This window comes from Salinibacter sp., assembly GCF_042218895.1.
Classification (GTDB): Bacteria; Bacteroidota; Rhodothermia; order Rhodothermales; family Salinibacteraceae; genus Salinibacter.
Window position 1 is genome coordinate 1 of sequence record NZ_JBDGQQ010000133.1, and the last position, 12140, is coordinate 12140.

Annotated in this window: 10 protein-coding genes; 5 read left to right on the top strand and 5 right to left on the bottom strand. The window is 64.5% G+C overall.

Going from position 1 to position 12140, the window contains the following annotated elements:
* Nucleotides 1–1398, top strand: a 1398-nt coding sequence (locus ABEL04_RS11580) for a S8 family serine peptidase (RefSeq protein ID WP_375802551.1), incomplete at its 5' end; no start/stop codon positions are given.
* Nucleotides 1399–1729: 331 nt separating this feature from the next.
* Here ABEL04_RS11580 and ABEL04_RS11585 read toward each other — a convergent pair.
* Nucleotides 1730–2212 carry a CBS domain-containing protein gene (locus tag ABEL04_RS11585; RefSeq protein WP_375802552.1) on the bottom strand — a complete coding sequence of 161 codons (483 nt, stop codon included), beginning with the start codon at nt 2210–2212 and terminating at the stop codon, nt 1730–1732.
* Nucleotides 2213–2576: 364 nt separating this feature from the next.
* Nucleotides 2577–3020 (bottom strand): Hsp20/alpha crystallin family protein, encoded by a 444-nt coding sequence (locus ABEL04_RS11590; protein WP_375802553.1) that lies wholly within the window; start codon nt 3018–3020, stop codon nt 2577–2579.
* Between the two features lie 363 nt (nt 3021–3383).
* Here ABEL04_RS11590 and ABEL04_RS11595 point away from each other — a divergent pair, with 363 nt between their 5' ends.
* From ABEL04_RS11595 to ABEL04_RS11605, 3 genes are all read left to right on the top strand, one after another.
* Nucleotides 3384–4865: an FAD-binding domain-containing protein gene (locus tag ABEL04_RS11595; protein WP_375802554.1), complete on the top strand. Its 1482-nt coding sequence runs from the start codon at nt 3384–3386 to the stop codon at nt 4863–4865.
* A gap of 263 nt (nt 4866–5128) precedes the next feature.
* Nucleotides 5129–6076: a RimK family alpha-L-glutamate ligase gene (locus tag ABEL04_RS11600; RefSeq protein ID WP_375802555.1), complete on the top strand. Its 948-nt coding sequence runs from the start codon at nt 5129–5131 to the stop codon at nt 6074–6076.
* Between the two features lie 47 nt (nt 6077–6123).
* Nucleotides 6124–7170, top strand: coding sequence for an LLM class flavin-dependent oxidoreductase (locus tag ABEL04_RS11605; protein WP_375802567.1), 1047 nt, complete (start codon nt 6124–6126; stop codon nt 7168–7170).
* A 12-nt stretch (nt 7171–7182) separates the two neighbouring features.
* On the opposite strand, the gene ABEL04_RS11610 is transcribed toward ABEL04_RS11605, so the two are convergent.
* From ABEL04_RS11610 to ABEL04_RS11620, 3 genes are all read right to left on the bottom strand, one after another.
* Nucleotides 7183–8019 carry a LytR/AlgR family response regulator transcription factor gene (locus tag ABEL04_RS11610; protein ID WP_375802556.1) on the bottom strand — a complete coding sequence of 279 codons (837 nt, stop codon included), beginning with the start codon at nt 8017–8019 and terminating at the stop codon, nt 7183–7185.
* A 30-nt stretch (nt 8020–8049) separates the two neighbouring features.
* Complete coding sequence (locus ABEL04_RS11615; RefSeq protein WP_375802557.1) at nt 8050–9216, bottom strand: sensor histidine kinase; 1167 nt, start codon at nt 9214–9216, stop codon at nt 8050–8052.
* 154 nt (nt 9217–9370) lie between these two features.
* Nucleotides 9371–11836 carry a TonB-dependent receptor domain-containing protein gene (locus ABEL04_RS11620; RefSeq protein WP_375802558.1) on the bottom strand — a complete coding sequence of 822 codons (2466 nt, stop codon included), beginning with the start codon at nt 11834–11836 and terminating at the stop codon, nt 9371–9373.
* 12 nt (nt 11837–11848) lie between these two features.
* Here ABEL04_RS11620 and ABEL04_RS11625 point away from each other — a divergent pair.
* The coding region (locus tag ABEL04_RS11625) for a hypothetical protein (protein WP_375802559.1) at nt 11849–12140 on the top strand (292 nt) is incomplete at its 3' end.

Below are 12140 nucleotides of genomic sequence, written 5' to 3' on the forward strand. Positions count from 1 at the left end.
GGGGGCGAATACAACACCCCTCGCGACGTCACCATGTCGTCTTTCAGTGGCTGGGGGCCAACCGACGATGGGCGGATCAAGCCTGATCTCGTGGCGAAAGGCGTCCGGGTCTACTCCGCACTTGCGGGGTCCGACGACGACTATGGGACCTTCAGCGGCACCTCAATGTCCTCTCCGATAGTGAGCGGTTCGGTTGCGCTACTGCAGGAGCATTTCCGTAACCTCCACGGCGGACAGCCCCCCCGGGCCTCAACGGTGAAGGCCCTTCTGGCCCACACGGCCAACGAAGCCGGGCCTCCCGGCCCCGACTACACGTTTGGGTGGGGACTCATGAACGTGGCCCGGGCCGCCAAACTGATAAGCGCCGACGCTGAGCAGGCGGGCAGCTACCTCCGTGAGGCCACGCTCCGCGAGGACGAGGTGCTCGAGTACGACGTACTGAGCGTCGGGAAGGACACGCTTACGGCAACGATCGCCTGGACAGACCCGGCAGGCGTCCCGCCCGATCGGACGTTGAATCCAGGGAAACGGATGCTCGTCAACGACCTTGACGTAAGGATCGAGGGACCGAACGGAACCGAGTACCAGCCCTACGTCCTGGACGCCTCGTCCCCCGAAGCGCCGGCGACCGCCGGCGATAACAACCGCGATAACGTCGAACAGGTCTTCATTGAAGACCCGGAGGACGGGACCTACACGGTGCGTGTCTTCCACGAAGGGACGCTTGAGCAGGGTCCGCAGGCGTTTTCGCTCGTCACGACCCCTCCTCCACTCGTAAAGGTGCCATCTGGCCTCCGGGCCGACGCGAGTGCCTCTCCCGAGGCCCCGACCGCACCCGTATCGCTCCGCTGGCAAACAGTAGTGGAGCGAAACAGCGAGGGATTTGTCGTCGAGCGGCGCCTTGGGCCCCTCACTCCGGAGGCGCGCCAGACGGACGAGGGATGGACGCGGGTCGACTTCGTTCCGTCGAAGGCCACCGACGAAATTTCTACCGACACGCTCCGCTACCGGTTTGAGGGCGAGGTGCCCACTGCGGGCCAGTACGCCTTTCGGCTGCGATACGTTACGGAAAGCGGATCGGAGGAGGGGCGACGCATTGGGGCAGCCACGACCCTCGACGTACCGATTGGGGGACAATTCTCACTGGATGGGCCTCAACCGAATCCTTCCCGCGGAGACACTGAAGTCGAACTGGTCGTAGAGACGGCTCAGGACGTGCAGATTTCGCTCTATGACGCGCTCGGGCGGAAGGTGCGGACGATCTACGACGACTTCCTGGCCCAGAAGCGTCCCCTCTTGCTCCAGGTTGAGGGGCGAGACCTGTCGAGCGGACCGTACTTCCTGAGAGTGACCGGAGACAAGTTCACGACCATGCGCAAGATGACGATCGTACGGTAGAGCGTCGGTGCTCTCTGTGCGCTCGGCGCAGACGCGGTTGACGACGATCGAGGTGACTGGACTCATCGAGCCGGAATGCCGGCCCGGAGTCTTGCCGTTTCAAAATCACCCCGGGCGGCAGTCCCGCGCGGCTTGGCTTTGTGCCCGCTCAGATGCGACCGTGGCGGGTTCGGAAGAACGGCACGCAGACGTGGGAGCCAAACGCCCTGCCCCTGTCCAGTAGTACCGGGGTTGGGCTGAGGGCCTAGTGCCCGCCGTAGCGATCTGGAGCAGCCACGGCCAACACTCACGACCAGCGGGTCCCAACCAGGCATCGGTTCAGGGAGGCGGGTTACATCGGGTACTGGCCCGCGATGTAGTTGCGGAGCTGGAGTGCCTCCGACTTGGCGGCCTCCGAGATTTGCTTCATGCAGTCCCGCACCGAGATGATGTCGGTCAGGTTACCGTCCTCATCGACGACGGGCAGGTGGCGGCACCGGAGCTCGGTCATCAGGTCGAGGCACTCCTCGAGCTGTCTATCGGTGTCAACCGTAGCAACGTCCTCCGTCATCACCTCCCGGACTTCTGTTTCCTTCGAGGTCCGGCCCTTCAGGGCAATGTTGCGCATGTAGTCGCGCTCCGTGAAAATACCGGCGATTTCGCCTCCGTCCGTCACCACGATGGACCCGATGTCGTGGTCCGCCATGCGGTCGATACACTCGTATACCGTGTCCGAGGGCGCGGCCGTGAGGACGTCAGCATCCTCGATGAGGGTTCCTTTTGTCCGGAGGACATCCTTCACTCGCGTGTCGACGATTTCCTCGCGTGTGTCCATCTGCCATGTGAGATACTATCTGAAAGGTCAAGTCGAAGAAGACCCGCAAAACAGATTTGGGGCGGGCCGGACCACCGTTCAGTCGGCCACTGGTTTTCGGTAGCGTTACTTCGGACTGTTCACACGCCGATGCTGGTTCCTGTGGGGAGCAAAACGTAACGTCTCCACGATGCTTCGGGGGCTCTTGTCTCAGCCCCAGTCCCTCAGTGGGGGACCCTCAGTGGGGAGGACCAGAAAGAAAATGCCCAACCGGCCGAACAGGCCCGGTTGGGCAGACAGCGCCGCACCCGATGACAGATCGTGGGTGGACGGAGGCCGTAGGGGTGTGACAGACCCGTGGAGGATGAGAGGTAAGCGTCTTCCGTTACTGGATCTCGATCTGACGGCGCGTGCTCTCCTCCGTCTTCGGGACGGTAATCGTCAGCACGCCATTGTCGTAGCTGGCCTTGATGCTGTCGGCGTCCACAGCGTCCGGAAGCGTAAACGTGCGGTGGAAGTTGCCAAACGCACGCTCCACGCGAACGAACTCTTCGCTCTCGTCCGTCCGCTCGCTGGCGCGCTCACCGCTTACTGTGAGCGTGCGGTTCTGGAGATTAATGCTAATGTCCTCCTTGCTCATGCCGGGCACGTCGAGGTGGAGGCGGAAGTCTTCGTCCGTCTCCACCAAGTCGGTGCTCGGCGACCACACCGCAGAGGTGCTTCCGTCGCCGCCATCGGTGCGGCCAAAGAACTGGTCGAAAATGTTGTCGACTTCACGCTGCAGGTTGCGGAGTGTCCGGTTCGGGGTTCGGCGAGTCAGCTGCGTCATAACGTATCACCTCTGTGTTGTGCTTGTCCAACAGTTCGGCGAAGAGGTCAAGAGGAACTCACAACACGTTTTGGCCTCGGGGCACCGTTGGTGCCCGTCGTCATCAACAACTCCGTCCAACAGAACAATCAATGCGCGTGCCACCCCCTGTGCGCCCGGCTGTGCCCCGAAAACCCGACAGTCGGCTCTGTCGGGGCGACAGAGCGCGACTGTAGATCTGACACGGTCGGGGCCCGCCGTTCCGAAGCGGTGGTCTGAGGCCCTCACTGCCGACCTTTCAGGACGGAAACGATTGCGAAGAATCGGACGGCGGAGAGAACGGTACATGGTGACGGATTATTCTTCGACGATTTCAGCACAGTCATGCCCGCCTCCGTTCAGGTCGTCTGGTACAAGCGCGACCTGCGCGTGGACGACCACCGCCCCCTCGCCACGGCCGCCGAGCGCGGCCCGGTGCTGCCGCTCTACGTGGCCGAGCCGTCGATTGCGGCGGGCGACGACTACCACCCGCGCCACTGGACCCTCATCCGCGAGGCATTAATTGAGCTCCGCGCCCGCCTGGCGAAGCGCGGCCAGCCCCTCGTGGTGCGCTGCGGCGAGATGCCGGACGTACTGGAAAAGATCCGCGAGCAGGTCGGGCCGCTCCGCCTCTGGGCCCACGAGGAAACCGGAAATCGGCGCACCTACGAGCGCGACCAGCGCGTCCGGGCCTGGGCCAAAGAGCAGGGGATTCCGTTCACGGAAGTGCCTAGTCGGGGCGTCATCCGGGGCCCCCACGACCGCGACGAGTGGGCGGACCAGTGGGAGGCGTACATGGACCAGCCGCTCATATATCCGCCGGAGGCGCTGGAACCGGTCGAGGCGGTCGATCCCGGCCCGATGCCGACCCACGCCGACCTCGGACTCCGGCCCTCCACCGCTGCCCTTCAGCACGTTGGGGAGGCGGAGGCCCACCGTACTCTCGACTCGTTTCTCCATGACCGGGGCCGGAACTACCGGCGGGCCATGTCGAAGCCCGAGCCCGCCACGACGGAGTGCTCGCGCATATCGGTGCACCTGGCCTACGGCACCATCAGTCTCCGCCGCGTGGTCTACGAGCTGCGGCAGCGTCAGGAGGAGCTTCGAGGGGTTGGGGGCGAGGCGGCTGTCGCACGGCGCAAGTCGCTCAGCAGCTTCGACAGCCGCCTCCACTGGCACAGCCATTTTACGCAGAAGCTGGAGGACGCGCCCCGCATCGAGCACGAAAGCTACATCCCGGCGTTCGACCGGCTGCGCGCCGACGACTGGGATCCGGCCCTCTACGACGCGTGGCTCCACGGCCGCACCGGCTTTCCCATGGTGGACGCCTGCATGCGTCGCCTCCGCAAAACGGGCTGGCTCAACTTCCGCATGCGGGCCATGCTCTGCTCGTTTGCGGCGTACGACTGCTGGCTCGACTGGCGCCGCTTCGCCCCTACCTACGGCGGCCTCATGGCCGACTACGTGCCGGGCATCCACTACCCGCAGGTCCAGATGCAGTCCGGTACCACCGGCATCAACCGCGTCCGCATCTACAACCCCATCAAGCAGGGCAAGGAGCAGGACCCCGACGGCGCCTTCATCCGCCGCTGGGTGCCAGAGCTTGCGCCCCTGGAAACGACCGCGTACGTCCACGAGCCCTGGCGCATGCCCCCGATTGAACAGCAAACCACTGGGGTAGTGATCGGTGAGGACTACCCGGAACGCGTCGTGGACCACAACGAGGCCTACCACCGCGCCCAGGACGCCATCCATGCCCTCCGCGAGCAGCCGGAGATTCAGCGGCAGGCCGATGTGGTGCTGGAGCGGCACGGCAGCCGCGCGTGAGAGCGGCCCGAGAACGGGAGCAGGGATAAGCTGAAGTCCATGTGACGGAGGAACCCAGGGCGGTCAAGAAAATATCGTACACCAGCTTACATCCAGCATTCCCATCACGCCGATGACACTCGTGCAGGCCGACTTCTACTGTTGTTTGCTTCCTCCCCGCATGTGAGCCGCACGGTGGACAGTCGGTGCTTTCGTCCTTGCCCGCCGGTACCACACCGGGGGCTTTTTTAGTTTCTCGTCCTGACGACCAGCCGCCACTTCTCATGAACGCCTACATCATCTACGAAAACGAGGACTGGATGCCTCCGCTCCGCACGGCCCTCGACGAAGCGGATGTGCCGTACGAGGAATGGTTCGTGGATGAGGGCCACTTCGACGTCACAGGTGAGCCGCCCGAGGGAATCTTCCTGAACCGCATGAGCGCCTCCTCGCACACCCGCGGCCACGCCGCCGCCGTCGAGCATACGCGGCAATTGCTCGCTTGGCTGGAGCGGCATGGGCGGCGGGTCGTCAACGGCTCGCGGGCCTTCGAGCTCGAAATTAGCAAGGTGCAGCAGCATGCCGCGCTGGAGCAGGTGGGCCTGCGGACGCCTGCCACCCGGGCTGTGGCGGGGGGCACGGAGGCGCTGCTGGAGGCGGCCGAGGACGTGCCAACGCCCTTTGTCACCAAGCACAACCGGGGCGGGAAGGGGCTCGGGGTACAGCTCTTCCGCACCCACGAGGCGTTCGAGGAGGCCGTGCAAAATGGCGACATTCCGACGCCGCCGGCCTACGTTACCCTTCTACAGCAGTACATCGAGCCCGCCGAGCCGGTCATCACGCGCTGCGAGTTCGTAGACGGGGACTTTCTGTACGCCATCACGTCCGACACCAGCGACGGCTTCGAGCTGTGCCCGGCCGACGCCTGCCGCCCCGACGCGGACCGCTGCGCGGTGGACGACGACGAGTCGCTGTTTGCCCTGCGCGAGGACGTGCCGTCGGCCCTAATCGACCGCTACAGGACATTCCTGGAGCGGGAGCAGATCGACATCGCCGGCATCGAGTTCATCGAGGACGCCGAGGGGAAGATCTGGACCTACGACATCAACGGCACGACCAACTATTCGCCCGAGGTCGAAGACGAGCACGGCCTCAGCGGCATGGCCGCCGTCGCCGACCTCCTCAAACGCGAACTGAAGGCGGCGGCCACCGGCGAACACGTTCCCTCCTAATTTCCACCTTCTGACCTTCAACCTTCCAACCTTCAACCCCTCCGATGATCGATCTTGGCATCTGGCTTCCCATTTTCGGCGGCTGGCTCCGCAACGTTGAGGATGAGGGCATGCCGCCCACGTTCGACTACAACCGCAAGGTGGCCCAGGCGGCCGACGATGCGGGCTTCTCGACGATGCTGATCGCCGAGCTCAACCTGAACGACATCAATGGCCCCTCGCACCCGGCCCTGGAGTGCTGGACCACGGCCTCGGCCCTCGCTCCGGTGACCGACGACATCCGCATCATGGCGGCCATTCGCCCGGGCTTCCGCGAGCCGGCGGTGACCGCCAAGATGGCCTCCAACATCGACCACATCTCCAACGGCCGCTTCGAGGTCAACCTTGTCTCGGCGTGGTGGGAGGAGGAGATGAAGATGTACGTCGGCGACTGGCTCGATCACGACGCCCGCTACGACCGCTCCGCCGAGTTCGTGCAAATCTTGAAGGGCCTCTGGTCGCAAGACCGATTTTCGTTTGACGGCGACTTTTACACGATCGAGAACACGATCCTGGAGCCGAAGCCGGTGCAGCCCGGCGGCGTGCCCGTCTATGCCGGGGGCGGCTCCGAGGAGGGGCGCAACATGATCGCCACCCACTGCGACCACTACCTGATGCACGGCGGCGCCGTCGACAAGATCGCAGGCGATATCGAGGACTTGCGCGAACGCCGCGCCGAGAAGGGCCACGACCCCGACGAGATGAAGTTCGGCATGGCCGCCTACATGATCTGCCGGGAGAGCGAAGCGGAGGCCCGCGAGGAGCTCGACCGCATCACCACGGTCGACTACGAGGCCGAGGGCTTCGACAGCTACGATGACTTCGTGGAAAACTCGGAGCTGGACTCCGAGGTCGACCTCAAGGACTACTCGGTGTCCAACCGCGGCCTTCGACCCGACCTCGTGGGCACCCCCGACCAGATCGTAGAGAAGCTGCACGCGTACGCCGACGTGGGGCTCGACCTCGTGCTGCTGCAGTGCAGCCCCATGCTCGAAGAAGTGCAGCGCATCGGCCGAGAGGTAATCCCCCGGCTTGAGCCCACACCGGCGCGCTGAGCACGGCGCCTGTCAGGAGCCTCCGGAATCGTCACGCTGCAGCACGTCCACCCCAAGCCGGTCCTCCAGTTCGTCGATGCGACCGCGGCTCACCGTGACCCGGGTGCCGTCCTTCAGGCGCACGGCGTAGTCGCCCCCACCTCCGCGCAGGAGGAGCTCGATCTCTTCGAGCCGCACGATGGCCGACCGGTGCACGCGAGCGAAGGCCTCAGGGTCGAGCCGGGACGCCAGCGTCTTCATTCGCTCCCGGATGACGTACGTGTCGTCCCTCGTGTGGAGCTCAGCGTAGGAGCCGTCGGCGGTGATGTGGGTGAGGTCGTCGACCGGCACGATGCGGGCTTTTCCGCGGCCCTGCACGGCAATCCGCTCCAGATAAGGCTCGTCGTGGGAGCTCTCCTCCTCCAACAGAGACGGATCCCGCTCCCGGAGGAGCCGCAGGAGACGGTCCGAAATGGCTTCGTCCTCCTGATTGGCAATCTGCTCGCGCGCCCGCTGCAGGGCCTGCTCGAAGCGCTCGTCGTCGAACGGCTTCAGCAGGTAGTCCACCGCGGCGAGGTCAAACGCCTTGATGGCGTACTGGTCGTAGGCGGTGACGAAGACGGTCGTCGGCATCGCCTCCGCCCCAATCTCTTCGATCACATCGATGCCGCTCATGCCGGGCATCTGCACGTCCAGAAACACGAGGTCGGGCGCTCGCTCGCGAATCGCGTCGACCGCCTCGGGGCCGTCCTCCGCGTCGCCGACGACGGTGACGTTGGGAGCCTCATCGAGGAGCTCGTGGAGTCGTTCGCGGGCCAGCGGCTCGTCGTCCACAACCAGGGCGCGAATGGAAGAGGCATCGGTGGACATGGCGAGGAGAACGGTGGCGCAGGGAGACGATCAGTCGGCGCTCGAGGCAGGAACCGATGCAGTGAGCGACGAGGCGCCCGTGGCCGTGTAGAGGGCCGTGCTCGTGTGGTACGGAATCCGAAGCACAGCCCGGGTGCCCCCTTCGTCCGACGATTCGAGGTGCAGAGTCGGGTCGGCCCCATACAATTCTTGGAGACGAGCGCGCACGTTGCGCAGGCCGAGCCCTTCCTCCTGCGACTCGGGGAGGCCCGGTCCATTGTCCGTGACCGACAGCACGAGCCTGTCGTCCTCGCGGCGACCGCGCACCTCGATCCGGCCTACCCCGCGCACCTGACTCGCTCCGTGCTTGATGGCGTTTTCGGCGAGGGGCTGCAGGATGAGATTGGGCACCTGAGCGTCGTAGAGGGACGACGGCACGTCGACCTCCGTGTCTAGCCGACCCTGAAATCGAATCGACTGGATCTCGAAGTAGTCATCGAGGAACTCCAACTCCTGAGAGAGGGGCACCTCCTGGGGCGCCTCCTCGTCGAGCACGTGGCGCAGCAGCTCGCTGAGGCGCGCAATCATCCGGCGCACCCCGGCCGGGTCGCGGTCCACAAGTGTGCTCACTGCGTGCAACGTGTTAAATAGAAAATGCGGATTGAGTTGCATGCGAAGGGCCTCCAGGCGGGCCTCTGTGAGCTGAGCCTCAAGCGCCTCGGCGCGCTCCTCCAGGCGTTCGGCCTCCTCCTGCCGCGCCTTCTGCTGAAAATAGTAGCTCCGGGCAAAGCCGGCCATCAAGATGACCAGATAGATGGCCAGCTCGTCGGTGAACCAGAAGTTGCCGAGGGCCTGAATGACATCCATCGAGCGCTCCCCCAGTCCAGCCGTGACTGCGTCCTCAATTAGATCGACTGCGAGTGCGACCGTGAAGGCCGCCGCCGCGTGCCCTCCAATGTTTCGGGCCACCGTCGTCCGTTTCGTGTCGGAGGGCTCCACGACCGGAAGTACCTCGGCGAACCGAAAGACGAGCGGAGTGAACAGGGCCCACAGGCTGTATTCGCCCAACTCCCCGACCGTTCGGGCCCAGTGGAGCTCTTCGGAGGCGTCTCCGAGCACGCTCTGCCCCACCGAGAGCAGGACAACAATTGCCCAAAAGGCGGCAATCAGTCCCCACTCCAGGCGGCTCGGCCAGTTGGATCCCGAATGGTCTGTCATCGCAGGGGCGAGTTCGAAAGAGAAAAGCGGGCAGTGGACACGAGTCGGCGATCGGTCCTGTTCGGGACGAAGCGAATGACCGTTCCGGAAACGGGCGGACGTTCAGTCCGCCGCGGGGCCGGTCGGCAGCGTTTCCCGTCGTGGAGGGCGCAGGTTATCGGTAATCGCGCCGACCGCGCCCGCCCCGGTCGTTGCTTGACCCCGACCCAAAGTTGTACTGGAAGGTAAGGGAAAATTCCCGGCTTCCCCATTGCATGGTCGACTCCTGGTAGAGATTCTGGTCCCGATACCACATGTTCATCTGCGTGTTGTTGAGGAGGTCGTCGACCCGCAGGGTAAGGCTCCCGTCGCCCCCGAACAGTTTCTGCTGGAGCGCCACCTCCGTACTCGTGAAACGGTCGATTCGTCCCTGGGGCGGAATGTCGCGTGCAGGCCGGTAGTACTGGCTGAGCTCCAACTGCAGGCCGTCCCGCAGCTTCGTCTGGAGGTTGGCCCGGCCCGAGAAGAGAAGCGCGTCCTGACTGAGGTCGGTAGTGAGGTTGGACCCGTCGGTGACCGAACGGTAGAAGTTGCCGCTGATCGTACCCTCTAAGCGATCTGCCATGTTGAAGGTCGTCACCAGCTCCGTGCCGTAAGAGGTGCTGGTAGAGAGGTTCTGGGCCTGACGGACAATGACCGTCCGCCCGTTAATTTCTTCCTCGAACCGCACTTCTTCAATCTCATTGACGGTGTGCCGGAGGTACGGGGTCACCGAGACGGAACCGATGCCCCAGCGACGGGTCATGCTCAACTCGAAGGAGTGAATATACTCCGGGTCGAGTCCGGGATTGCCCCGCTCCTGAAATGTCGGGTTCTCGTTGTCCTCGATGGGGTTGATGTCCCAGAGGCCGGGCCGGTCTACACGCTTGCTGTATGAGAGACGAACCTGGCGCTTCTGGTTGGGCTTGTAGGTGAGGAAGGCGCTAGGGTAGAGGCTCACATAGGAACTATTCGTGATCGCGTCCTCGCTGGAGAGGTCGAAGGTCGTACTTACCGTCTCGGCCCGCAGCCCGGCCTCCAGTTGAAAGTCCCCAAAGCCCCGGCTCAGCGTGCCGTAGGCCGCGTGAATCAGCTCGTCGAACGTGAAAACCGTCGTTCGGTCCTCGTAGGTTTGGTCGCTGTCGAGCCGGCGAAGGGTGCCCTTGTAGCCAGTCTCTAGCGAGAATGCCCCGAGGAGACGCGAGTAGTCGACCTCCAGCGACCCGTCCTGCTCGTCTTCGTTGACGATGTCGACTTCCCGGTCACGGGGGGACGGAAGACGCGTGCCATTCTCAATCCCGTAAACGGTGTACGTGCCGTCCTCCGCTTCGAAGTCTCGGTCGTAGCGCACCTGTGCGCTCAGAGTGTGGTTCTCGGAAAAGTCGTGGCTGACGTCGAGGCGTCCGTCGATGGTCTTGTCGGAGGAGGTATTGTCCAAAATGCGGACGTAGCGGTCGGTCAGGTTATCCGGGATCGGTTCGCTGCCGACGTACTCCCGGTATTCGGACCGACCGCTCTCGCCGCTGCGCCGAAGGCTGAGACTCGTTTCCAGGCTCAGGGACGTGCTCTCGGTGACGTTGTAGTCGACGTCCGTCCGGAAGGAGTGCGACCGGTCCAGTTCCTCTTCGAACCCGGACTGGTCCACCCAGGAGCTGGGCCCGTCGCCGTTGAACTGCTCGACGAGACGGGACTCGGAATCCTCCTCCCCCTCGCGGCGATACGAATAAGTGCCCACGAAGCGCCATCCGCCACCCTGAAAGCCGACGTTCGCGGAGCCGTTGCCGCCGTACCGGTTGTTGGCGGTGCGCCTGACACCCAGGGTGACCCCGCCGTTCCACTTAGCCTCCAGGTCGCGCCGGAGCACGATGTTGATGATGCCGGCCATGCCTTCCGGCTCGTACTTTGCCGATGGGTTTGGGATCACCTCCACCCGTTTCACCGCCTCCGCCGAAAGGCTTTCGAGGTAGCTTACGAGGCTTTGGCCTTGAAGCGAGGCGGGTTCGCCGTTGATGTAGAGCGAGACGCTTTCGTTGCCCCGGAAGCTAATGCTCCCGTCCAGGTCAAGCCGAATCGAAGGGAGATCTTCGAGCACCGATCGGGCCGAGCCGCCGGCGCTCAGGGCGCGGTCGGACGTGTTGTAAACGTTTCGGTCCGTCTCCATCCGGGCCGCGGGGCGGTCGGCCGTCACTTCCACTTCCTGCTGCCGGGCCGTCTTGCGGGCCAGCCGGATGGTGCCGAGGTCGCCCTCGCCCTCTGCCTGGACAGTACGCGTATTCGGGAAGCGCCGCGTGTCGTATCCGACGAAGCTGATGCGGAGGGTGTACGCGTCGAGGGGCACGTCTTCAAGCGCAAACCGGCCCTCCGGCCCCGTCACTGTGCCCGTGACGAGCGTCGAGTCGTTGTCGGTGCGGTCCCATAGCGCCACGGTTGCGTCCTGGAGGGGGGCTCCGGACTCCGCGTCTATGACGCGGCCGGACAGGGTGCCGGTGGGGCCCTCTGAATCTTGAGCCTGACCGGGGGCCACGCTTCCTAGAAGAAGAGCGAGAAGGATCCCAAGAACGCCGAACCCTCGCGGGCGGGCGAGCATGCGAACGCGAGCCATGAGCATAGAACCGTGCGTATCAAGTCGGTCGAGCGGGGGTGTCCCCGGAACGAGGCACGCCTTCGCATGGAGGAGGGGGAGGGAAGATTCGGCTCGTTCTACGAAGTGCACCTGCACGCCGCGGCTTGCATCTCCGCTTCGGCACGGAACTACGACACGCACCTCACCGGCGTGAGTCGCATGGCCGGGGGGACGCCGCAAGACGCTGCTGCTGGGGTGAAACGTTTGTCGGCGCGCCCGTTCAAGTCCGACCGAAATGGCCATTCCGCTGGGGGCCGTGGGACGGCCGCCCGCACGAAGACGG

Excerpts from the sequence above, each read along its gene's own strand:
- ABEL04_RS11600 (WP_375802555.1), top strand. The coding sequence starts at position 5,129 with ATGAACGCCTACATCATCTACGAAAACGAGGACTGGATGCCTCCGCTC.
- ABEL04_RS11615 (WP_375802557.1), bottom strand. The coding sequence starts at position 9,216 with ATGACAGACCATTCGGGATCCAACTGGCCGAGCCGCCTGGAGTGGGGA.
- ABEL04_RS11595 (WP_375802554.1), top strand. The coding sequence starts at position 3,384 with ATGCCCGCCTCCGTTCAGGTCGTCTGGTACAAGCGCGACCTGCGCGTG.
- ABEL04_RS11610 (WP_375802556.1), bottom strand. The coding sequence starts at position 8,019 with ATGTCCACCGATGCCTCTTCCATTCGCGCCCTGGTTGTGGACGACGAG.
- ABEL04_RS11585 (WP_375802552.1), bottom strand. The coding sequence starts at position 2,212 with ATGGACACACGCGAGGAAATCGTCGACACGCGAGTGAAGGATGTCCTC.
- ABEL04_RS11620 (WP_375802558.1), bottom strand. The coding sequence starts at position 11,836 with ATGGCTCGCGTTCGCATGCTCGCCCGCCCGCGAGGGTTCGGCGTTCTT.
- ABEL04_RS11590 (WP_375802553.1), bottom strand. The coding sequence starts at position 3,020 with ATGACGCAGCTGACTCGCCGAACCCCGAACCGGACACTCCGCAACCTG.